Origin of the sequence: Rhizobium sp. FKL33 (assembly GCF_005222915.1) — a bacterium.
Taxonomy (GTDB): domain Bacteria; phylum Pseudomonadota; class Alphaproteobacteria; order Rhizobiales; family Rhizobiaceae; genus Rhizobium_E.
On record NZ_STFX01000015.1, the window covers coordinates 102,385 to 124,129 of the forward strand.

The following is a 21,745-nucleotide window of genomic DNA, read 5'->3' on the forward strand; positions in this document are numbered from 1 at the left end:
ATGCGGAGCCTGCTGATCGAGCGGCGGACCTTTCTCAAGGCGGCCGGCATGTTGTTCGTCAGCGGTTTGTCGGCGCGCGGTCATGACGTTCTCGCCGCCAGCCCTGCCGTCTTCGCCAGCGCTTTCATGGATGCGGGCGGCGCCTATGGCGTGGCGTTACTGGCGGAAGACGGCGGCGAAATCGGCCGGGTCGCGTTGCCCGATCGCGGTCATGACGTCAGCTTCGATCCGCTTAACGGCCGCGCTGTGGCCTTCGCCCGGCGTCCGGGGACGTTTGCGCTGGTGATCGACACCGCCACGGGCGCGCCGCTCAAACTCATCCAGGCTGCCGAGGACAGGCATTTCTTCGGGCACGGCGCCTTCTCGCCGGATGGCCAAAGGCTCTATGTCGCCGAAAACGACTTCGACAATTACGCCGGCAAGATCGGCGTTTACGACATCAGGGCCGGCTGGACGAAGATCGGCGAATTTTCTGCCCATGGCATGGACACCCACGATATCCAGATCCTTGAGGGCGGACGGTATCTAGCCATCGCCAATGGCGGTATCAAGCAGCATCCGTCGATGGGCCGCGCCAAGCTCAATCTCGATCACATGGAGCCGTCTCTGGTCATCATCGACCTGAGCGACGGCCGACTTGTGGAGAAACACGATCTCCCGGCCGAGATCCGCCAATTGTCGACCCGGCATATGGATATCGACGCCTCCGGCCGCGTCTGGTTCGGATGCCAATATGAGGGTCCCAAGACGGATTATCCGCAGCTTCTCGGCAGCTTCAAGCGTGGCGAGGACCTGCGTTTCCTCGACATGCCGGAAGAGGTTCTACGCGGCTTCGACAATTACATCGGCTCGGTGATGGTCAATCTCGACGCCGGACTGGTGGCCGTCTCTTCGCCGAAAGGCGGACAATGGGCGGCGTTCGACGTAAAATCGCATAGCCTTGTCCTCCAGGAAAAGATCGGCGGCGTCTGTGGCCTGGCGGCCGAGCAGGCGACGTTCATCCGCTCGACCGAAACCGGCTGGTTCGAGGCGCAAAAGACCGACCTCGCCTGGGACAATCACATTACCCGGCTTGCCTAGCAGGCCGATCTCGGATCAAGTTAAGCCAAGCAGATGCTTGGTTTAGGGAGGTCCAATGTCCATCTACGAAAATTTGCGAAAGCCGCCGTTCAGCCTCGATGACCGGGCGGTCGATTGGGTGCGCAAAACTTATGACGGCCTGACGCTGCAAGAGCGCGTGGGTCAAATTTTCGTGCTGATCATGATGGGGCGCAACGAGGAGGAGTTCGCCCGCATCCGCGCCCTCAAGCCCGGAGGCGTCACGCGCTTCTTCACGCCGGATTTCGACTATGAGCGGAGAGTGCTGACCGAAATGAACGAGGCGGTCGCCGCGCCTCTGATCATCACCGCCGATCTCGAAGGCAGCCGATACTCGTTTTCCTTCGGCACGCCGGTGCTGGGCCAGTTGGGTCTCGCCGCCGTCGACGATGTCGAGGCGACCCGCAAATCGGCCGAGATCCTGGCGACGGAGGCGCGGGCGCTCGGCGTGACCTGGTCGTTCACGCCGGTGATCGACATCAACGCCGCGTTCCGTTCGGCAATCGTCGGCACGCGATCTTATGGGTCGGATGTCGACCGGATCGAACGCCACGCGCTTGCCCATATCCAGGGATTGCAGGCAAACGGCGTCGCCGCCACGGTCAAGCATTGGCCGGGCGAAGGTTTCGATGATCGCGACCAGCATCTCGTCACCACCATCAATCCGCTCAGCCTCGATGAATGGCAGGCAAGCTTCGGCCGTCTTTATCGCCGCATGTTCGACGAGGGCGTCTTGTCGGTCATGAGCGCCCATATCGCCTTTCCAGCCTATGTTCGCTCGAAAATGCCGGACGCCGGTCTCGAAGCGTTCCGTCCCGCTTCCGTTTCGCCGCTTCTCAACCAGACCCTGCTGCGCGACGAACTCGGCTTCAATGGACTGATCGTATCCGACGCCACCAGCATGGGCGGCTTGAGCGCCTGGGGCCAGGATCGCATCACCAAGCCGGAGATCATCGCCTCGGGCTGCGACGTGATCCTGTTTTCCGACGATCCAGAGCGCGACATGGCGGCGGTGAAGGAGGCGGTGATTTCGGGACAGATCAGCCAAACGCGATTGCAGGACGCCGTTTGCCGCATGCTGGGGCTCAAGGCCAAGCTCGGCCTGTTCGAAAAGTCCGACGTCTTCCCGCCGGTCGAGACGGCGAAGGCCGCCTTCGCCAAGCCGGATAATGTCGAGGTCGCACAGACCTACATCTCCCGGTCTCCGACCCTGGTGAAGGACGTCCAGTCGCTCTTTCCGCTATCAGTGGAGACGCACAAGCGCATCCTGCTTGTCGATGGCGGCATCGTTCATCCCTTGATGCCGGAAACGCCGCCACTGATCCTGCCCGAACTTCTCCGGCAGGAGGGGTTCGAGGTGACGATCGATCGGCCCGACATCAAGCCCACCGGCGGTGACTACGATCTCGTGCTCTATGCGCTGGCGGAGGAGTCGCTGTTGATCCGGGGCCATATCTTCCTCGACTGGAGAAAGCTCGCTGGCGGCAATCTCTACCGCGCCATGCACCGGACCTGGACGCATCTGCCGACCGCCATCATCTCCTTCGGTCATCCCTACTATCTTTATGACGCGCCGCGCGTTCCGGCCCTGATCAACGCCTATTCCAGCATGGATCCGGTGCAGCGCGCCGTGGTCGATTGCATGATGGGGCGCGCGGCTTTCAACCGCACCAGCCCGGTCGACGCTTTTTGCGGGCTGGAGGACGCGCATTACTGAGCGTCGTGGCCAAAACGGACGGCAAGCCGTCGCTGGCGGGAGCGCGGCTTGCCCCGGAACCCGAAATCATGTTGAACCATCCGCTATGCGTCGCGATCGGTGATGGAGGACGGGACAATGAAGACAGTGATTATCGGCGGCAGCCATGCCGCGCTTTCGGCTGCGGCCGAGCTTCGAAAACTGTCCGCCGAGGCGGAGATCGTCATCATCTCCAGCGATCGGGAATTGCCCTATCAGCGCCCGCCGCTCTCCAAGGCTTATATGTCCGGCAAATCGACGTTCGAGCAGATCCTGCTGCGGCCTGAAGACTGGTATGCAACGAACCGGATTGGCCTGAAGCGCGGCGTCTTCGCCGATCGCATCGATCGCGCCGAGAAGATCGTGCATCTCGCCGATGGCGAGGCGTTGCCCTATGACCGGCTGCTGATCGCCACCGGCGCGCGTCCGCGCCGTCTGCCCGAGGAAATCGGCGGCCATCTGCCGAATGTGCATGTGATGCGCGATCTCGGCGACGCGCATGCGCTGATGGACCAGATGAAGGATGGCGCGCGGCTGGTGGTGATCGGCGGCGGTTATATCGGCCTCGAGGCCGCCTCAGAAGCCTCCAAGAAGGGCGCTGTCGTCATCGTGATCGAAGCCGCCGACCGCATCTTAAAGCGCGTCGCTTGCGCCGAGACCGCAGAAGATGTCCGCGCGCTGCATCATGCCCATGGCGTCAGGATCTTCGAGAACGCCGCGCTCAAGCAGATCGTCGAGGAAGGCGGCCGCGCGACAGGCGTCGAGCTTTCGGACGGATCGGTGATCGCGGCGGATTTCATTGTCACCGGCATCGGCGTGACGCCGGATGTGGCGCTCGCCGATCAGGCGGGCCTTTCGATCGCGAATGGCGTCGTGGTGGACCGTGAACTGCGCACCAGCGACCCCGAGATCTTCGCTATTGGCGATTGCGCGAGTTTCCCTTATGGCGGTCACCATATCCGGCTCGAATCGGTGCAGAACGCCAATGACATGGGCCTGGTCGCCGCACGCAACATGCTGGGCGACAGCGTCGACTACAGCCCGACGCCGTGGTTCTGGTCCGATCAGTTCGAACTCAAGCTGCAGATCGCCGGCCTCAACACCGGCTATGATCAGGTCGTCACCCGGCCAGGCGCGCGCGAGGGCGCGAAATCACATTTCTATTTTCGGGAAGGCCGTTTCCTCGCCGCCGACTGCCTCAATGACGGCGCAACCTATATGGTCGCCCGGCGCATTCTCGAAGGCGGCAAGGCGCTGACGCCCGAACAGGTCGCCGACGCCGGCTTCGCCCTTAAATCCCTTCTCTGACGCATCGGAGCAAATTCATGTCCGCGCCTGAAAACCGCCTCAAGCAACGGCTTGCCGCAGGCGACAAGACCACCGGCATCTGGCTGGCGCTCGCCAACAACTACACGTCGGAACTCGCCGGCACGATCGGTTTCGACTGGGTGCTGATCGACGGCGAGCATGCGCCCAACGATCTGCGCTCGATCATGACGCAGTTGCAGGCGCTCAAGGGCTCGGCGTCCTCGGTCGTCGCCCGACCGCCCAGCGCCGATGTCCATCTCATCAAGCAATATCTCGATATCGGCGTGCAATCGCTGCTGTTGCCGATGATCGAGAGCGGCGCCCAGGCCGCATTGATGGTGAAGGCGGTGCGCTATGCGCCCGAGGGCATCCGCGGCGTCGGCGCCAGCATCGCTCGCGCCTCGATGTTCAATTCCATCCCCAACTATATGCCGACGGCAGCAGACCAGATCTGCCTGATGCTGCAGGTCGAAAGCCGGGCCGGGCTTGCAGCGCTGGATGATATTGCCGCGACCGATGGCGTCGACTGCGTCTTCATCGGCCCCTCCGATCTCGCCGCCGATATGGGCCATCCCGGCAATTATCATGCGCCGGAAGTCGAGGCCGCGATCGAGGACGCCATCCGCCGCATCCAGAGCCATGGCAAGGCCACGGGCATCTATATGCCCGATCCCGTCCACGCCAAACGCTATCGCGACATGGGCGTCAACTTCATCGCGGTCGGCGCCGACGCCGCCGTGCTGATCAAGGCGCTGCGCGATCTCAAGGCGCTCTACGAATAAGCGTCAACAAATGTGACATTGTTCACATTTCTGTTGACCATCCTGTGAAACATGCGCCATTTTCCTCTCGAAGAGGTGCAGCATGAAAAAACAGGACAGGCTCGACCGGTTGACGGCGATGATTTCGGAGCGGGGGATCGTGCATCTGAAGGATGCCGCCCGCGCCTTGGATGTGTCTGAAATGACCATCCGCCGCGATATCGCCGCCGAAACCGGGCGTTTCGCCTTTATCGGCGGCCACATCATGCCGGCCCAGGCGGTGGAGCCGGAGCAGCCTTATGAACTGGCCTCGGCCAGCGACCGCCACGCCTCTGCCAAGGAGCGCGCCTCCGCCCAGGCGCTGCCGCATATCCGCGCCGAGGACACGCTGTTCATCGATTGCGGCAGCACCATGATGCATCTCGCCGATCTCCTGCCGGAAGATAGGCCGCTCACGGTCTGCTGCTACGCGCTCAACATCGCCGAACGGCTGGCGCGCAAGCCCAATGTCAGGCTGATCATGCTGGGCGGCGTCTACCATCCCGCCTCCGCGTCCTTCTCCGGTCCCGCAGCGCTGCAAACGCTGGATGAGCTTGGACTCAACGTCGCCTTTCTCTCGGCCGCCGGCCTCGAGGAGGGCCGGGGCGCGACCTGCGAGCATTTCCACGAAGCCGAGATCAAGAAGAAGGCGATGGCGGTCGCCGCACGCAGCATCCTCATTCTCGACGACAGCAAGCTCGGCCGCATCCGGCCGGCCTTCTTCGCGCCGTCCGACGCTTTCGATGCGATCTATACCGAAAGCGGTCTCTACGCGCCGGAAGAGAATGGCGCTTGACCAAATCGCATTTTGGTGTGAAAGTAACACAGAATGTAAAAAAGATAACATCTTGCCGGGAGGCTCTGGTGGAGACTGCAACAATGGACAAGGCCGCTCAGGCCCATGCCGCCAATCATGGCTGGCCGAGAAATCCGGGCATGGAGCTCGATCTCGGCTGGGTCATGGACCAGCGGGTCAATCTTTCGGCCGGCGAACGGCGGGTGGCGAGCCTGCCGGGCCGCCGCACGGTCAAGAAGGAGGCGCAGGCTGCCTGGCTTCTGAAAGCGCTGACCTGCATCGACCTGACGACGCTGAACGGCGACGACACCGCCGGCCGCGTGCGCCGTCTCTGCGCCAAGGCCGCCAATCCGGTGCGCCAGGATCTCTTGGACGCGATCGGCATGGGCGACCGTCGCATCACCACCGGCGCCGTTTGCGTCTATCATCGCTTCGTGGCGACCGCCGTCGAGGCGCTGGAAGGCACGGGCATTCCGGTCGCCGCCGTCTCCACAGGCTTCCCCGCCGGTCTGTCGCCGCATGAGACCAAGGTCAAGGAAATCGAAGCCTCGGTCGCCGACGGCGCCAAGGAAATCGACATCGTCATCACCCGCGAACATGTCCTGACCGGCAATTGGGAAGCGCTCTATCGCGAAATGCAGGACTATCGCGCTGCCTGCGGCGACGCCCATGTCAAGGCGATCCTGGCGACCGGCGATCTCAAGACGCTGCGCAACGTCGCCCGCGCCTCGATCGTCTGCATGATGGCCGGCGCCGATTTCATCAAGACCTCCACCGGCAAGGAAGGCGTCAACGCCACGCTTCTGGTGACGCTGACCATGATCCGCACCATCCGCGATTATTATGAGCGCACCGGCTACAAGGTCGGCTACAAGCCCGCCGGCGGCATTTCCGCCGCCAAGGATGTGCTGAACTACCAGTTCCTGATGAAGGAGGAGCTGGGCCGCGAATGGCTGGAGCCGGATCTGTTCCGCATCGGCGCCTCCAGCCTGCTCGCCGATATCGAGCGCCAGCTCGAACATCACGTCACCGGCGCCTATTCCGCCTTCGTCAGACATCCGATCGGTTGATCGAGGAGCCGACTTCCATGAGCAAATCCGTTTCAGATTATTTCGACGACATGTCCTACGGTCCCGCCCCCGAAGCCGACACCGAAGCCCGCGCCTGGCTGAAGCGCCATGGCGCAACGTTTGGTCATTTCATCAATGGCGAATTCCGGGCGTCCGGCTCGGGCCGCATATTCGACACCTTCGAGCCCTCCACTGGCGCCAAACTCGCGACCCTCGCCCATGGCGAGGTTGCCGATGTCGACGCCGCAGTCGCCGCCGCCCGCAAGGCGCAGATCGCCTGGGCCAAGCTGCCGGGTCATCAGCGCGCCCGCCATCTCTATGCGCTGGCGCGGATGATCCAGCGCCACGCCCGCCTGATCGCTGTGGTCGAGGCGATCGACAATGGCAAGCCTGTGCGCGAAACCCGCGACATCGATGTGCCGCTCGCCGCCCGTCATTTCTACCACCACGCCGGCTGGGCGCAGCTGCAGGACAGCGAATTCGCCGATCAGCAGCCCATCGGCGTCATCGGCCAGATCATTCCCTGGAATTTTCCCTTCCTGATGCTGGCCTGGAAGGTGGCGCCCGCTCTGGCGCTCGGCAACACCGTGGTGCTGAAGCCCGCTGAATTCACCTCGCTGACCGCGCTGTTGTTTGCCGAACTCGCCGCCGCCGCGGGCCTTCCCGCCGGCGTCCTCAATGTGGTGACCGGCGAGGGTGACACCGGCGCGCTGATCGTCGAACATCAGGGCGTCGACAAGATCGCCTTCACCGGCTCGACCGACGTGGGCCGCGTCATCCGCGAGCGCACCGCCGGCTCCGGCAAGTCGCTGACGCTGGAACTCGGCGGCAAGTCGCCCTTCATCGTCTTCGACGACGCCGATCTCGACGGCGCGGTGGAAGGCGTGGTTGACGCCATCTGGTTCAATCAGGGCCAGGTTTGCTGCGCCGGCTCGCGCATTCTGGTGCAGGAAGGCGTGGCGGATCGGTTCCATGCCAAGCTCAATCGTCGCCTGCAGACGTTGCGCGTCGGCCAGCCGCTCGACAAATGCATCGACATGGCGGCCATCGTCGCTCCCGTTCAGCTGGCGCGCATCGAAAAGCTGGTGAAGCAGGGCGTCGAGGAGGGCGGCACGCTCTACCAGTCCGATTGCGAACTTCCCGTTGGCGGCAGCTTCTTCCGCCCGACGCTGATCGCCAATGTGCAGCCGACTTCGATCGTCGCCACCGAAGAGATCTTCGGACCGGTGGCGGTGTCCATGACCTTCCGCACCCCGGATGAGGCTCTGCAGCTCGCCAACCATTCCCGCTACGGTCTCGCCGCCAGCGTCTGGAGTGAAACGATCGGGCTCGCGCTCAATGTCGCGGCGAAACTCTCGGCCGGTGTGGTCTGGGTCAACGCCACCAATATGTTCGACGCCTCCGCCGGCTTCGGCGGCAAGAAGGAATCGGGCTTTGGCCGCGAAGGCGGTCGCGAAGGCGCCTATGAATATCTAAAGCCCAAGGCCTGGGCCAACGCCAAGCTCCGGCCCGATACAACGACCCCGGCGCTCAAGACGACGCAGGGCGATTTCGCCGCACCCGTGATCGACCGCACCGCCAAATTGTTCATCGGCGGCAAGCAGGCGCGTCCTGACGGCAATTACAACCGTCCCATCCTTTCGCCCAAGGGCAAGGTCGTGGGCGAAGTCGGCGAGGGCAATCGCAAGGACATCCGCAATGCGGTCGCCGCTGCGCAGGCCGCCTCCGGCTGGTCCTCGGCTACGGCGCATAACCGCGCGCAGATCCTCTACTACATCGCCGAAAATCTCTCGGCCCGCGAGGACGAGTTCGCCGCCCGCATTGCCGCCCAAACCGGCCGCAGCGCGGCCTCCGCCAAGGCCGAAGTCGAGGCGTCGATCTCGCGTCTCTTCACCTATGGCGCCTGGGCCGACAAATATGAGGGCCTCATTCACACGCCGCCGCTGCGCGGCGTGGCGCTGGCCCTGCCGGAGCCGCAAGGCGTGACGGGCGTCATCTGCCCGCCGGAAGCTCCGCTTCTCAGCTTCATCTCGCTGGTTGCGCCGCTGATCGCCGTCGGCAATCGCGTTGTGGCCGTTCCCAGCGAAGTTCATCCGCTGTCGGCGACGGACTTCTACTCCGTGCTCGAAACCTCGGATGTGCCCGCCGGCGTCGTCAATATCGTCACCGGCTCGGCCATGGAGCTCGGCAAGGCTCTGGCGACCCATAATGATGTCGACGCGCTCTGGGCCTTCGGCTCGCCCGCGCTCGCCGCCATGGCCGAGAAGGCCTCCGCCGGCAATCTCAAACGCGTCTTCACCGATTACGGCAAGGCGATCGACTGGATGGATCCGGCGCAATCGGAAGGCCCGCTCTTCCTGCGCAAGGCGACCGACATCAAGAATGTCTGGATCCCCTACGGCGAATAAACCGCGCCTTCTCTCCAATGAAGCCTCCGTTCGAAAGAGCGGGGGCTTTGTCGTTTCCTGCCCCGCAAGGGCCGGAATTGCAGCCTTTCGGCGGCAAGAACCTTTACATTTTTAGGCGTTCCATTGTATGCGCTCGCCCATGAGCACAGAAAATCGCACGCCCCTTTCCCATATCCGCAATTTCTCGATCGTGGCCCATATCGACCACGGCAAATCGACGCTGGCCGACCGTCTGATCCAGACCTGTGGCGGCCTTGCAGCGCGCGAGATGTCCGAGCAGGTGCTCGACAATATGGACATCGAAAAGGAACGCGGCATCACCATCAAGGCCCAGACGGTGCGTCTGCACTACAAGGCCAACAATGGCGAAACCTATGTGCTGAACCTCATGGACACTCCCGGCCATGTCGACTTCGCCTATGAAGTCAGCCGGTCGCTCGCCGCCTGCGAAGGTTCGCTCTTGGTGGTGGACGCCTCCCAGGGCGTCGAAGCCCAGACGCTGGCGAACGTCTATCAGGCGCTCGACGCCAATCACGAAATCGTTCCGGTGCTCAACAAGGTCGACCTGCCCGCGGCCGAACCCGAGCGCATCAAGCAGCAGATCGAGGACGTCATCGGTCTCGACGCCTCCGACGCGGTGATGATCTCGGCCAAGACGGGCCTCGGCATTCCCGACGTGCTGGAAGCGATCGTCAATCGCCTGCCGGCGCCCAAGATCGGCGACGACAAGGCTCCGCTCAAGGCCATGCTGGTCGACAGCTGGTACGACACCTATCTCGGCGTCATGGTGCTTGTCCGGATCATCGACGGCGTGATGAAGAAGGGCCAGCTCATCCGTATGATGGGCACCGACGCCAAATACACCGTCGAGCGCATTGGCGTACTGACCCCGAAAATGGTCAATGTCGACGAACTCGGCCCGGGCGAGGTTGGCTTCATCACCGCCTCGATCAAGGAAGTGGCCGACACCCGCGTCGGCGACACCATCACCGATGATCGCAAGCCCACCGCCGAGGCGCTGCCGGGCTTCAAGCCGGCCCAGCCGGTGGTGTTCTGTGGTCTGTTCCCGGTCGACGCCGCCGATTTCGAGGATCTGCGCGCCGCCATGGGCAAGCTGCGCCTCAACGACGCGTCTTTCTCCTTCGAAATGGAAAGCTCCGCTGCGCTCGGCTTCGGCTTCCGCTGCGGCTTCCTCGGCCTGCTGCATCTCGAAATCATCCAGGAGCGTCTCGAGCGCGAATTCAATCTCGACCTGATCGCCACCGCGCCGTCGGTCGTCTATCAGATGTCGATGACCGACGGCTCCGAGATCGAGCTGCACAATCCGGCCGACATGCCCGACGTCGTCAAGATCAAGGAAATCCGCGAGCCCTGGATCCGCGCCACCATCATGACGCCGGACGATTATCTCGGCTCGGTGTTGAAGCTCTGCCAGGATCGTCGCGGCATCCAGGTCGAACTCACTTATGCCGGCTCCCGCGCCATGGTCACCTATGACCTGCCGCTCAACGAAGTCGTGTTCGATTTCTATGACCGCCTGAAGTCCATCTCCAAGGGCTACGCCTCGTTCGACTATCACCTGACCGATTACCAGCCCGGCAATCTCGTCAAGATGTCGATCCTCGTCAACGGCGAGCCGGTCGACGCGCTCTCGATGCTGGTTCACCGCTCGGCGGCGGAAAAGCGCGGTCGCGACATGTGCGAAAAGCTCAAGGAGCTGATCCCCAAGCACATGTTCAAGATTCCGATCCAGGCGGCCATCGGCGGCAATGTCATCGCCCGCGAGACCATTTCCGCACTTCGCAAAGACGTGACGGCGAAGTGCTACGGCGGCGACGCCACCCGTAAGCGCAAGCTGCTCGACAAGCAGAAGGAAGGCAAGAAGCGCATGCGCCAGTTCGGCAAGGTGGAAATTCCGCAGGAAGCCTTCATCGCCGCCCTGCGCATGAGCGACGAGTAAGTCACAAAATTAAAGCTTTGAGAACCTGAACAAATTTAGGTTCTCTTTAAGATTTGACATTACGTTGCGTTGAGTAAGCTCCACAACTTGGGGACTCGACGATGACCGTCGCGACACTGGATCAGATCGATCATGAACTGGCCGGCGGCTTCCGCTGGTTGCGCTTTGCGGACGCTCTGGAGCGTTCTTACGGGCGCGAATTCGCCGAAGCCCGCATCAAGCTGGCCATGTTCTGGGCTCTGGTCGGAACCTTCATTTACGATCTGGTCTATTTCGGCGACGTCACGATGATGCATGACGTCTTTCCGCAACTCGCTTTCGTGCGCTTCTGCATATTCACGCCCTACGCCTTCATCGCCGTCTGGCTGGTGCGTCGGCGGCCCACGGCGCTCAATTATGATCTGCTGGCGATCTCGGTCTGCGTTCTCGGCGGCTTCCTGCCGATGGCGGCGAGCGTTCCGAGCCAAAGCCCGCATTTCTTCGTCTACCAGAACGGCAATATCGCCACGCTCCTGTTCTTCGTGATCGCGCTTCAGCCGCGATTTCCCGCCATCGTCATCGGTCTCGCGACGCTCTGCACGGTGCATTTCACGTTGATTCAGATGAATGGTTCGCTGGATGCGGTCGCCTTTTCCGGCGTGATCACCTTTTTCGTCACCCTGGCGATTTTCCTGGCGCTCAGCGCCTATTTCATGGAGCGCAAGGACCGGCTGAATTTCCTCAACCGTTTGCGCGGCGAACTGCTGCAGGCGGAACTGAGGCACCAGTCCGAGCGGGACGAATTGACCGGACTCTACAACAGGCGGTCCCTGAGCCGCATCGCAAAATCCGTATGGGAGCGGCCGGCAAGCACAGCCGTTTCCGTCATCATGCTCGATATCGACCATTTCAAGCTCTATAACGATGTGCACGGTCATGTCGAAGGCGACGCCTGCATCAGGCAGGTGAGCGCCTGCGTGGCGGAAGAGATCCGCGAATTGGGGGCCGCCTTTCGTTACGGCGGGGAGGAAATCCTTATCCTTCTGCCCGGATGCGATGGGAATACCGCGCAGATGGTGGCCGAACAGCTTCGGCAGGTCATCGAGGCGTCGGCCGTCCCCCATCACGGACTGGCCGAAGGCGGCGTCGTCACCGCAAGCCTGGGCGTGTCGTCCGCGCAGAGCGGCTTGTTCAGCCTCGACGATCTTGTCAGAGCCGCCGACGCAGCTCTTTACGACGCAAAGCGCGGCGGTCGAAACATGGCCGCCTTCCGCAGGCCCGAACCGCAAGCGCAGGATCAATTGCGGCTGGCGGGCTGAGCCTCAAAGCGCGCGGGCCATCTCCGTGATCACGTCGAAGGCCATGTCGATATCGGCTTCGGTCGTGTCGAAACTGCCGGCCTGGAAGCGGATGGCGATCCGGCCCGCGACACGCGTCTGGGTGAGATAGATCCGGCCATCGGCGTTGATGGCGTTGACCAATGCGATGTTATGCGCATCGGGATCTTCCCCGCCTCTGTGTCGGAAGGAGAACAGCGACAGGATCGGCTCCGTCACCAGTTCGAAATCCTGTTCGGCCGCCAGTCGACGCGCCAGCTTTTCCGCCCAGGTCACGTGATTGACGATGACCGCGCGCAGGCCCGACAGGCCGTAATGTCGAAGCAGGAACCACAGTTTCAGCGCCCGGAAACGCCGGCCGAGCGGCACGGTCCATTCGGAATAATTGACGATGCCGTCGGCGCCATGGGTTTTCAGATATTCCGGCTGGATGGCCAGCGTGCGCACCTGCTCCTCCGGTCGGCGCAGGAACTGGATCGAGCAGTCGAACTGCGCGCCGAGCCATTTATGCGGATTGAAGACGATGGAATCAGCCGTCTCGATGCCTGTCCATAGCATGCGATAATCGGGGCAGATCATCGCCGATCCCGCCCAGGCGGCGTCGACATGCAGATAGAGATCATGCTTGCGGGCGATCTCCGCCACCTCCGCGATGGGGTCGCAGGCCCCGATCGAGGTGCCGCCGGTGCAGGCGATGATCCCCGCCGGCAGCAGGCCGGCGGCCTTGTCTTCGAGGATCCGCGCTTCGAGCGCTGCCGGATCCATGCCGTGCAACGGACCCGTGACCGGAATGCGCACGAGGTTTTCCTCGCCCACGCCCGAAATCCAGATAGCCCGGTCGATGGATGTGTGAACCTGGCTGGAGGCATAGATCCGCACGGCTTTTTGACCGGAAAGGCCCTTCGTATTGCCGGTCCAGCCGAGCGCACGCTCGCGCATGGTCAAGACCGCCGCGAGCGTCGCAGAGGAGGCGGAATCCTGGATGACGCCGGAAAAGCCCTCCGGCAGCCCGAGCGCCTGGCGCATCCAGTCGATCACGCGGGTCTCGAGTTCTGTGGCGGCGGGCGAGGTCTGCCAGAGCATGCATTGCGCCGCCATGGCGGAGACCAGATATTCCGCGACGACCGACACAGGGGCAGCATTGGCCGGGAAATAGGCGAAGAAGCGCGGATGCTGCCAATGCGTCATTCCGGGGAGGATCACCCGCTCGAAATCGGCGAAGATCGCTTCCATGGCCTCGCCAGTCTCCGGCGGCGATGGCGCGATCTCGGCGGCGATGGCTCCGGGGCTTGTCTGCGCCCGCACGGGGCGGTCGCGCAGGCTTTCCCGATAGTCTGCGCCCCAGTCGGCAGCCTTGCGCGACCATTGTTTGAAATCCTCACTGTTCATCTCATCCTCCTTCGTCCTCCGCGCTCTATAGCCGCATTCACGAGCCCGCGCCACGGATTGACCAGCCTCACAATGGGCTATAGATTAGAATAATTCTAAAGAGGTGGTTATGCTCAACTCGTTCTTCCGTTCCCGCAAACGTCCCCTGGCCTCACTCTCGGAGCAGGAAGTGCTGGCGCTCGCCATTTCCAACGAGGAGGATGACGGCCGCATCTATCTCGCCTATGCCGATGCGCTCCGGCAGGACTATCCGCATTCCGCCAAGGTGTTCGAGGAAATGGCGGAGGAAGAGAGCCATCATCGTCAATTACTGATCGACCGGCATGTGGCGCGTTTCGGCCCGCGCATTCCGCTGGTGCGGCGCGAGCATGTGCGGGAGTTTCCCGAACGCAAGCCGGACTGGCTGATCGCACAACTGCCGATCGCCGAGGCGCGCCGTCAGGCCGAGGCCATGGAAATCTCCGCCCACCGCTTCTATCTCGAAGCTGCGGCCCGCGCCACGGACGCCGAAACCCGCAAACTCCTGGGCGACCTCGCACTCGCTGAAAAATCGCATGAAAGCCTCGCCCGTCGTCTCGGCGAAACCCATCTCTCCGAAGACGCGAGGGAAGAGGAGGAAGAAACGGCGCACAGGCAATTCGTGCTGACCTGGGTGCAGCCCGGTCTCGCCGGCCTGATGGACGGTTCGGTCTCGACGCTCGCCCCGATCTTCGCCGCCGCCTTTGCGACCGGGGACACTACCCAGACTTTCCTTGTCGGCCTGTCCGCCTCCGTCGGCGCCGGCATTTCCATGGGATTTACGGAAGCCGCGCATGATGACGGGGTCATCTCGGGTCGCGGATCGCCGTGGAAGCGCGGTCTCGCCTCGGGCGTCATGACGGCGCTCGGCGGGCTGGGCCATGCGCTGCCCTATCTCATTCCGCATTTCGCCACGGCGACCGCGATCGCCATTGCCGTGGTGTTCGTCGAGCTCTGGGCGATCGCCTTCATCCAGAACCGTTATATGGAGACGCCCTTCTTCCGAGCCGTCCTGCAGGTCGTGCTGGGCGGGGGGCTGGTGCTGGCGGCCGGCATTTTGATCGGAAACGCCTGACGAATGATCTTGCCGATACAAAGTGGATGCACTATGTCCACTTTGTCATCTGGCGGCGCCGTCGCCACGTAAGCGTTAACGTCACTCAACGCGCAAAGGACCGCGGGACACGTCTGGCGGATTTGCGCGCTGGCGCGTCTAAGGTCCTTTTTGTACCGAAAGGACAGACATGGCATCGCAAACCACTTTCCCGGATGCTCCTCCCGCCGAACGCGTGCGTCACGATTTGAAGCGCCGGGAGTTGACGGTTTCCTCCGTCGAACGCGTGACGCCGAATATGCTGCGCATCACGCTCACCGGTCCCGATCTCGCGGATTTTCCGAGCGCCTCGCCGGATGATCACGTCAAGGTGTTCATCACCGGCTCCGACGGCCAGCCGCAGATGCGCGACTACACCCCTCGGCGCTTCGATCGGGCGACTTGCGAACTGGTTCTTGATTTTGCGCTCCACGAGGCTGGCCCCGCCACCGCCTGGGCGCTCTCGGCCGCGCCGGGAGATCCGCTGACCGTGGGCGGTCCGCGCGGTTCGCTCGTTCTGTCGTCCGACATCAAACGCTTCCTGCTGATCGGCGACGAAACCGCGCTTCCGGCCATCGGTCGCCGGATCGAGGAAGCCGGATCGGATGTCGACATCATCGTTTATGCCGCGGTGACGGGTCCCGAGGAACAACAGACATTCGAAACCGAAGCGACGGTTTCCCTGAACTGGGTCCATCGCCCGGCGGAGGATGCGGCGAGCGCGCAGAGAATTCTGGGCGTCCTTCAGGACGTGACGATCGCGCCCGGAACCTATGTCTGGATCGCCGCCGAAGCCTCCGTCGCCCGCGCTGTCCGAAGCCATCTCGTCGGAACGGTGGGCTATCCGCTCGCCTGGATCAAGGCGTCCGGCTACTGGCTGCTCGGCCAGGCGGACGCGCATGAAAAGCTCGATTGATATCCTCGGAAAGCATTGCCGGCGATAGATCGCCGGCAATGAAAAAAGCGCCGCCCTTTCAGGCGACGCCAAATCTGCGCGAGCAGAAACGGTGATTATTGTTCGACGGCGCCGACCAGCACTTCGTCGGAATTCTCGATCGTGACCCAGCGGCCCGTGTCGAACGACGCCTGACGCTTAAGAAAGCGGTAATGCGTGTCCGACCACAGCTTCACATCGGGCTCGAGATTGTCGAGCACATAGTCGCCTTCCGACGTGCGGAGCGTCAGGACGGCGTGACCTTCGCCGTCGGGCTTGCGCACCACGGTCATCAGGAGATCGGCCGGCGAGAAGCCGCGTTCCATCAGAAGCTTGCGCTTCAGCAGTGCGAAGTCTTCGCAATCGCCCGCGGTGGTCGGATAGGCCCAGACTTCGTCGCGACCGTAAAGCTCGGCGTCGGTCACCGGCTCGATGGTGCTGTTGACCTCGGCATTGATCTCGGAGACGACCTTCCAGCCGAATTCCGTGACCTTAGGCGCCACAGAGCTCGGCGACTTGACTGCGCATTCGCTGCGGTGGGACTGGCAGAATTCGTAATGGCCGATCGGCTGCGACGTCACGGCGCCGACCTGCATGAAGCGCGACGCGGCATTCGCCGCGCCATGTGCGGCGGCAAGCGCCAAGGCAGCCATCGCCAGCTTTGTCAGAAGTCCCGCCATCATGCGCCCCTGTCTTCGTTAACAGGGAGTAAACGGGAATTCGACCGCGCGAGTCAATTCTTAAGGAACCGTTAACCATGTCGTTTGTTCAACGTGGTTAACGTCGGTGGCTGATTTTAACCCTTTTGTGACATGTGTGACACAGCCGCGAGCATCCGCTCGATGTCTTCGGGCCGCGACAACCTGTGATCGCCGTCATGGATCAGAGTGAGGATCGCATCGTCGGCGACAATGCGCTCCATGATCTTCAGCGCATGCTGATAGGGCACATCCGGATCCTTCATGCCCTGAAGGATGTGCACCCGGCAGCCGGTTTCGATGAGCCCGGTCATGACCCGGTTCGCCCTGCCATCCTCGATGAGGGCGGCGGTGAAGCGGTTGGGCTCCTCGGAATAGCCCGAAGGCTCCTCGAAATAGCCTTTCTCCGCCAAGGCTGCGCGTTCCGCGTCGGTGAGATTGGGTTCGATGAGTTCGCTGGTGAAATCGGGCGCGGGCGCGATCAGCACCATGCCCGCCAGTCGCTCGGCCTCGCCGCGCTGGCGCAGCGCCTGCGCGAGGCGGAAGGCGATCCAGCCGCCCATGGAGCTGCCGACCAGCAGCAATCGTCCCTTTGGCGCAAGGCCGTCGAGGACGGCGATCGCGTCTTCGAGCCAGATCGAGATGGTTCCGTCCGTATAGTGGCCGCTGGAGGCGCCGTGGCCGGTATAGTCGAAACGCAGAAAGGCCGGGCCAAGCGCATCCATATGGGCTTCGAGCGCCACCGCCTTGGTGCCCGTCATGTCGGAGCGATAGCCGCCGAGCCAGACCACGGTCAGATCCTTGCCGGCGCTTCCCGGCGTGAAGACCGCAGCCAGGCGGCGGCCCGCTATGGTGATTTCGTGGCTCTGTCGCTGGCGTTCGTCACTCATCGCCCATCCTCCGCTATTGCTGCAAGCGCGTATAATCGACCGCGTCGGAGGGGGTGATTTCTCAGAAAAATCATGCTATGGAGCAACCCCTCAGCCGATTTGGCGATTGCTTTCAGCGACCGCTGATGGCAGATAGTGCCACACTTGTAAATCACTCAGGAGAATACGACCATTCGCAGACCTTTTAAGGCGGAAGGCCCCACCAGAGACGGCCCGCGCGCCAACCGTGAAATCCGGGTCCCCCGTGTGCAGTTGATCGACGCCGAAGGGCAGAACCGTGGCGTGGTGCCGACCGACCAGGCGCTCGCGCTTGCGGAAGAGGCTGGACTGGACCTGGTTGAGATCTCTCCCAACAACGAGCCGCCCGTCTGCAAGATTCTCGACCTCGGCAAGCTCAAATACGCGACCCAGAAAAAGGCCGCCGAAGCGCGCAAGAAGCAGAAGATCATCGAGATCAAAGAGATCAAGATGCGTCCGAACATCGACACCCATGACTATGAGGTGAAGATGCGCGCGATCCAGCGCTTCTTCGAAGAGGGCGATAAGGTTAAGGTGACGCTGAAGTTCCGCGGCCGCGAAATGGCGCATATGGAGCTCGGCATGAAGCTTCTGCATCAGGTCCGCGACGACACCCAGGCGATCGCCAAGGTGGAAGCCGAGCCGAAGCTCGAAGGACGTCAGATGATGATGGTGCTGGCGCCGAAATAAGGACGCCGACCGTTACAGTCTCGAAAAGCCGCCGGACAGGATTCGGCGGCTTTTTTGTATTCCGGTCAGATGTCGGCGGACCCTTCGGCGAGGCGATCGGCGCGCCGCTGGGCGATGCTGGTTTTCAGGAAGGCGAGGATGAACACTCCGCTCATGATCAGCACGATGGTCGGGGCCGGCGCGCTGTCGATCATGAAGGACAGATACACCCCTGACAGCGTGGAAATCACTGCCGCCGCAATCGCGATGATCAGCATGGCTGAAAAGCGCCGCGCCAGCAGATAGGCGATGGCGCCGGGTGCGATCAGCATGGCGATGGCGAGAATGATGCCGACCGCCTTGAGCGCCCCGACGATCGTCAGCGAAAGGATGGCGAGTAGGCCGTAATGCAACAGGCCGACCGGCAATCCGCTGGCCTTCGCCTGGGCGGGATCGAAGGCGTGCAGCAGGAAGTCCTTCCACTTGAGCGCCAGAATGAGCGTCACGATGACGGCGATCACGCCGGTCTCAAGAATATCGGGCCAGCCTACGCCCAGCATGTCGCCGAACAGGATATGGTCGAGATGCACGTCGGACTGAATCTTGGTGTAGAGCACGATGCCGCTCGCGAACATGCCGGAGAACACCACGCCCATCACCGTGTCCTGCTTGATGCGGCTGTTGTCCTTGAGATAGCCCGTGAGTAGCGCCGCCCCCATGCCGGCCGTAAAGGCGCCAATGGCCAGCGGCAGCTTGAGGATATAGGCGAGCACCACGCCCGGCAGCACCGAATGCGAGACGGCGTCGCCCATCAGCGACCAACCCTTCAGCACCAGAAAACAGGAGAGCATGGCGCAGGGAATGGCGACCAGCACGCCGATGATCAAGGCAAGCCGCAGGAACTCGAATTGCAGCGGCCAGAGCGCATAGACGAGGATCTCGCTCATGCCGCGTCCTCCGTAAGCGCCGACCGCGCCCGGATCCGCGCCGCCAGCAAGCCGTGCTTCGGCGCGAAGACGAAGGCGATCAGGAAGATCAGCGTTTGCAGCACGACGATCACCCCGCCGGTGGCGCCATCGAGGAAATAGGAGATATAGGCGCCGATCAGGCTGGTCAGCGAGCCGATCGCCACGCTGATGCCGATCAGCCGGGGAAAGCGGTCGGTGAGCAGATATGCGGTCGCGCCCGGCGTCACGACCAAGGCGATCACCAGAAACGCGCCCACGGTCTGCAGCGCCGCCACAGTCGAGGCCGACAAAAGCGTGAAGAAGATCAGTTTCAGCCTGGAGGGATTGAGGCCGATGGAGCGGGCGTGGTTCTCGTCGAAGAACACCACCATCAAATCCTTCCACTTCAGCAAGAGAACCGCGAGCGAAATGAAGCCGATGACGGCGAGCTGCAGCGTGTCTTCCGGCGTGATGGCGAGGATGTTGCCGAGCACGATGGTCTGGATGTCCACCGCGGTCGGCGACAGCGACACCATGAACAGGCCGAGCCCGAAAAAGCCGGTGAAGATCAGCCCGATCACCGTGTCTTCCTTGAGTCGGGTGCGCTGATTGAGAAACAGCATCGCGCCGGCCGCAAGGCCGCCAGCGAAGAAGGCGCCGATCGAAAAGGGCAGGCCGAGCATATAGGCGCCAGCCACGCCGGGAACGATGGAGTGGGACAGCGCGTCGCCGATCAGCGACCAGCCCTTGAGCATCAGATAGGCCGAGAGAAAGGCGCAGACCGCGCCGACCATGGCGCTGACCCACATCGCGTCGATCATGTATCGATAATTGAAGGGTTCCAGCAATAGCTCGGTCATATGCCGCCACCTTCATCAGGCGTTTCCGGCTTGCGGGGGTGGTAGAGCACGAATGGGCGCTCGTCATCTGTGATCACGCCTACGGCATGGCCCTGTTCTGCCGTCTCCAGCCCGAGCGCCATATGCCGGAGCACGCCGCCGAAGGTCTTTTCGAGATTTTCCCGGGTAAAGACCGTCTCCGTGGGCCCATAAGCGAGCACGGTGCGTTTGAGCAGCACCGTCTGGTCGCAGAAATCAGGGACCGATCCGAGATTGTGGGTGGAGACCAGCATCACCCGGCCTTCGGCGCGCAACTCCTTGAGCAGGGTGACGATAGCTTCTTCGGTGGTGACGTCGACGCCGGTAAAGGGCTCGTCGAGCAGGATGACGCGGCCATCCTGGGCAAGGGCGCGGGCGAGGAACACGCGCTTCTTCTGGCCGCCCGACAATTCGCCGATCTGCCGCTTGCGGTAATCGCTCATGCCGACGCGGGCGAGCGCCGCGTCCACCGCGTCCCGATCGCGCTTGGTCGCCATGCGCAGGAAATTCATATGGCCGTAACGGCCCATCATCACCACGTCCTCGACCAGCACCGGGAAGTTCCAGTCGACCTCTTCGGCTTGCGGCACATAAGCGACGAGATTGCGCTTGAGGGCGTCCGCCACCGGCAGGCCGAGAACGCGGATCGAGCCTGTGCTCGCGCGCACGAAACCCATGATTGCCTTGAAGAGCGTGGATTTTCCGCTGCCGTTGACGCCCACCAGCGCGGTGATCGTGCCCGTGCCGATCGAGAAACTGGCGTCTTTCAATGCCGTATGGCCGTTGCGATAGGTGACGGACACATGCGCCACGTCGATGCCGGGACTATCGGCAGATGACGCCTGGATGTCCTGCCGCGCCTGCATGTTCATTCGGACAGCCCCTTGGCGATGGTCGACGCCGTCGTCTTGATCAGGTCGATATAGGTCGGCACCGGGCCGTCGGGATCGCTGAGCGAGTCCACATAGAGCACGCCGCCATAGCGGGCGCCGGTTTCTCGGGCCACCTGTTTGGCCGGCTTGTCGGAAATCGTGCTTTCGGAGAAGATCACGTCGATCTTGTTGGCGCGCATCGCATCGATCACGGTCCTGACCTGACGCGGCGTGCCCTGCTGATCGGCGTTGATCGGCCAGAGATAGAGCGTCTTGAGCCCGAAATCCCGCGCCAGATAGGAGAAGGCGCCTTCGCTGGTGACGAGCCAGCGTTTGTCCTCAGGGATTTTGGCGATCTCGTCGCGGATCGGCTGGATCTCGGCCTTGATGCGGGCCTTATAGGCCTCGGCGTTGCGCTTATAGGTCTCGGCATTGGCGGGATCGTATTTGACGAAGGCGTCGCGGATATTGTCGACATAAACCAGGGCGGCGTCGGGCGACATCCAGGCATGCGGATTGGGTTTGCCCTGATAGGGGCCGTCCGTGATGCCCATCGGCTCGACGCCGTCGGAGACGACGACGCTCGGCACGCCGTTCAGCGTCTGGAAGAATTTCTCGAACCAGCGTTCGAGATTGAGCCCGTTCCACAGGATCAGATTGGCGCCCTGGGCCTTGACGATGTCGCCGGGCGTCGGCTGGTAATTATGGATTTCCGCGCCGGGCTTGGTGATGGATTCCACATCCGCAGCATCGCCTGCGACATTGCGGGCCATGTCGGCGATGACGGTGAAACTGGTCACCGCCTTGAATTTTGCATTCGCGGGCGCGGCGGCGAACAACATCGCCAT

The 21,745-nt window shown here is 62.6% G+C and carries 19 protein-coding genes; 12 read left to right on the plus strand and 7 right to left on the minus strand.

What is annotated here, in order from left to right; genetic code table 11:
• The 9 genes from E8Q41_RS09455 to E8Q41_RS09495 all read left to right on the plus strand — a co-directional run bounded on the left by E8Q41_RS09455 (position 1) and on the right by E8Q41_RS09495 (position 12,473).
• Entirely contained in the window at positions 1-1,080 is a 1,080-nt protein-coding gene (locus E8Q41_RS09455) for a DUF1513 domain-containing protein (RefSeq protein WP_137155286.1), read from the plus strand.
• A gap of 55 nt (positions 1,081-1,135) precedes the next feature.
• Complete coding sequence (locus E8Q41_RS09460; protein WP_137155287.1) at positions 1,136-2,815, plus strand: glycoside hydrolase family 3 N-terminal domain-containing protein; 1,680 nt, start codon at positions 1,136-1,138, stop codon at positions 2,813-2,815.
• 117 nt (positions 2,816-2,932) lie between these two features.
• Positions 2,933-4,141, plus strand: a complete 1,209-nt coding sequence (locus E8Q41_RS09465; protein ID WP_170976426.1) for an FAD-dependent oxidoreductase — start codon at positions 2,933-2,935, stop codon at positions 4,139-4,141.
• A gap of 17 nt (positions 4,142-4,158) precedes the next feature.
• On the plus strand, positions 4,159-4,923 hold the full coding sequence (locus E8Q41_RS09470; protein WP_137155289.1) for an aldolase/citrate lyase family protein: 765 nt from the start codon (positions 4,159-4,161) through the stop codon (positions 4,921-4,923).
• Between the two features lie 82 nt (positions 4,924-5,005).
• Complete coding sequence (locus E8Q41_RS09475; RefSeq protein WP_137155290.1) at positions 5,006-5,737, plus strand: DeoR/GlpR family DNA-binding transcription regulator; 732 nt, start codon at positions 5,006-5,008, stop codon at positions 5,735-5,737.
• Positions 5,738-5,820: 83 nt separating this feature from the next.
• Positions 5,821-6,807, plus strand: a complete 987-nt coding sequence (gene deoC / locus E8Q41_RS09480; RefSeq protein ID WP_137155333.1) for a deoxyribose-phosphate aldolase — start codon at positions 5,821-5,823, stop codon at positions 6,805-6,807.
• Positions 6,808-6,824: 17 nt separating this feature from the next.
• Entirely contained in the window at positions 6,825-9,215 is a 2,391-nt protein-coding gene (locus E8Q41_RS09485; protein ID WP_170976427.1) for an aldehyde dehydrogenase family protein, read from the plus strand.
• Positions 9,216-9,342: 127 nt separating this feature from the next.
• Positions 9,343-11,175 carry a translation elongation factor 4 gene (lepA, locus tag E8Q41_RS09490; RefSeq protein ID WP_137155291.1) on the plus strand — a complete coding sequence of 611 codons (1,833 nt, stop codon included), beginning with the start codon at positions 9,343-9,345 and terminating at the stop codon, positions 11,173-11,175.
• 101 nt (positions 11,176-11,276) lie between these two features.
• A complete protein-coding gene (locus tag E8Q41_RS09495) occupies positions 11,277-12,473 on the plus strand; it encodes a GGDEF domain-containing protein (RefSeq protein WP_137155292.1) in 1,197 nt (398 codons plus the stop codon).
• Positions 12,474-12,476: 3 nt separating this feature from the next.
• Here the strand turns inward: E8Q41_RS09495 and E8Q41_RS09500 are convergent, their stop codons facing one another.
• Entirely contained in the window at positions 12,477-13,880 is a 1,404-nt protein-coding gene (locus E8Q41_RS09500) for a pyridoxal-dependent decarboxylase (RefSeq protein WP_137155293.1), read from the minus strand.
• Between the two features lie 109 nt (positions 13,881-13,989).
• Here E8Q41_RS09500 and mbfA point away from each other — a divergent pair, with 109 nt between their 5' ends.
• Both mbfA and E8Q41_RS09510 read left to right on the plus strand, forming a co-directional pair.
• The gene (gene mbfA / locus E8Q41_RS09505; protein WP_137155294.1) at positions 13,990-14,973 is read left to right on the plus strand and encodes an iron exporter MbfA; all 984 of its coding nucleotides are present in this window, start codon (positions 13,990-13,992) and stop codon (positions 14,971-14,973) included.
• A 169-nt stretch (positions 14,974-15,142) separates the two neighbouring features.
• Positions 15,143-15,907 carry a siderophore-interacting protein gene (locus E8Q41_RS09510; RefSeq protein WP_137155295.1) on the plus strand — a complete coding sequence of 255 codons (765 nt, stop codon included), beginning with the start codon at positions 15,143-15,145 and terminating at the stop codon, positions 15,905-15,907.
• Between the two features lie 95 nt (positions 15,908-16,002).
• Here the strand turns inward: E8Q41_RS09510 and E8Q41_RS09515 are convergent, their stop codons facing one another.
• The gene (locus E8Q41_RS09515; protein ID WP_246660145.1) at positions 16,003-16,521 is read right to left on the minus strand and encodes a transglutaminase-like cysteine peptidase; all 519 of its coding nucleotides are present in this window, start codon (positions 16,519-16,521) and stop codon (positions 16,003-16,005) included.
• A gap of 200 nt (positions 16,522-16,721) precedes the next feature.
• Positions 16,722-17,513, minus strand: coding sequence for an alpha/beta hydrolase (locus E8Q41_RS09520; protein WP_137155297.1), 792 nt, complete (start codon positions 17,511-17,513; stop codon positions 16,722-16,724).
• Between the two features lie 171 nt (positions 17,514-17,684).
• Here E8Q41_RS09520 and infC point away from each other — a divergent pair, with 171 nt between their 5' ends.
• Positions 17,685-18,221, plus strand: coding sequence for a translation initiation factor IF-3 (gene infC / locus E8Q41_RS09525; protein ID WP_137155298.1), 537 nt, complete (start codon positions 17,685-17,687; stop codon positions 18,219-18,221).
• A gap of 65 nt (positions 18,222-18,286) precedes the next feature.
• Here infC and E8Q41_RS09530 read toward each other — a convergent pair whose 3' ends face one another.
• Genes E8Q41_RS09530 through E8Q41_RS09545 form a run of 4 tightly spaced genes read right to left on the minus strand, consistent with a single transcriptional unit; the run spans position 18,287 to position 21,745 of the window.
• Positions 18,287-19,147 carry a metal ABC transporter permease gene (locus tag E8Q41_RS09530; protein WP_137155299.1) on the minus strand — a complete coding sequence of 287 codons (861 nt, stop codon included), beginning with the start codon at positions 19,145-19,147 and terminating at the stop codon, positions 18,287-18,289.
• On the minus strand, positions 19,144-20,007 hold the full coding sequence (locus E8Q41_RS09535; RefSeq protein WP_137155300.1) for a metal ABC transporter permease: 864 nt from the start codon (positions 20,005-20,007) through the stop codon (positions 19,144-19,146). The genes E8Q41_RS09530 and E8Q41_RS09535 overlap by 4 nt, the downstream gene beginning before the upstream one ends.
• The gene (locus E8Q41_RS09540; protein ID WP_137155301.1) at positions 20,004-20,897 is read right to left on the minus strand and encodes a manganese/iron ABC transporter ATP-binding protein; all 894 of its coding nucleotides are present in this window, start codon (positions 20,895-20,897) and stop codon (positions 20,004-20,006) included. Before E8Q41_RS09540 ends, E8Q41_RS09535 begins: the two co-directional genes overlap by 4 nt.
• Positions 20,894-21,745 (minus strand): metal ABC transporter substrate-binding protein, encoded by an 852-nt coding sequence (locus E8Q41_RS09545; RefSeq protein ID WP_246660146.1) that lies wholly within the window; start codon positions 21,743-21,745, stop codon positions 20,894-20,896. The genes E8Q41_RS09540 and E8Q41_RS09545 overlap by 4 nt, the downstream gene beginning before the upstream one ends.

Coding starts and splice junctions, on each gene's coding strand:
- E8Q41_RS09535 (WP_137155300.1), bottom strand. CDS start 20,007: ATGACCGAGCTATTGCTGGAACCCTTCAATTATCGATACATGATCGAC.
- E8Q41_RS09515 (WP_246660145.1), bottom strand. CDS start 16,521: ATGCAGGTCGGCGCCGTGACGTCGCAGCCGATCGGCCATTACGAATTC.
- E8Q41_RS09485 (WP_170976427.1), top strand. CDS start 6,825: ATGAGCAAATCCGTTTCAGATTATTTCGACGACATGTCCTACGGTCCC.
- E8Q41_RS09475 (WP_137155290.1), top strand. CDS start 5,006: ATGAAAAAACAGGACAGGCTCGACCGGTTGACGGCGATGATTTCGGAG.
- E8Q41_RS09520 (WP_137155297.1), bottom strand. CDS start 17,513: ATGAGTGACGAACGCCAGCGACAGAGCCACGAAATCACCATAGCGGGC.
- E8Q41_RS09455 (WP_137155286.1), top strand. CDS start 1: ATGCGGAGCCTGCTGATCGAGCGGCGGACCTTTCTCAAGGCGGCCGGC.
- E8Q41_RS09510 (WP_137155295.1), top strand. CDS start 15,143: ATGGCATCGCAAACCACTTTCCCGGATGCTCCTCCCGCCGAACGCGTG.
- E8Q41_RS09530 (WP_137155299.1), bottom strand. CDS start 19,147: ATGAGCGAGATCCTCGTCTATGCGCTCTGGCCGCTGCAATTCGAGTTC.
- mbfA (WP_137155294.1), top strand. CDS start 13,990: ATGCTCAACTCGTTCTTCCGTTCCCGCAAACGTCCCCTGGCCTCACTC.
- lepA (WP_137155291.1), top strand. CDS start 9,343: ATGCGCTCGCCCATGAGCACAGAAAATCGCACGCCCCTTTCCCATATC.
- E8Q41_RS09465 (WP_170976426.1), top strand. CDS start 2,933: ATGAAGACAGTGATTATCGGCGGCAGCCATGCCGCGCTTTCGGCTGCG.
- E8Q41_RS09500 (WP_137155293.1), bottom strand. CDS start 13,880: ATGAACAGTGAGGATTTCAAACAATGGTCGCGCAAGGCTGCCGACTGG.
- deoC (WP_137155333.1), top strand. CDS start 5,821: ATGGACAAGGCCGCTCAGGCCCATGCCGCCAATCATGGCTGGCCGAGA.
- E8Q41_RS09545 (WP_246660146.1), bottom strand. CDS start 21,745: ATGGCGATGTTGTTCGCCGCCGCGCCCGCGAATGCAAAATTCAAGGCG.
- E8Q41_RS09470 (WP_137155289.1), top strand. CDS start 4,159: ATGTCCGCGCCTGAAAACCGCCTCAAGCAACGGCTTGCCGCAGGCGAC.
- E8Q41_RS09495 (WP_137155292.1), top strand. CDS start 11,277: ATGACCGTCGCGACACTGGATCAGATCGATCATGAACTGGCCGGCGGC.
- E8Q41_RS09460 (WP_137155287.1), top strand. CDS start 1,136: ATGTCCATCTACGAAAATTTGCGAAAGCCGCCGTTCAGCCTCGATGAC.
- E8Q41_RS09540 (WP_137155301.1), bottom strand. CDS start 20,897: ATGAACATGCAGGCGCGGCAGGACATCCAGGCGTCATCTGCCGATAGT.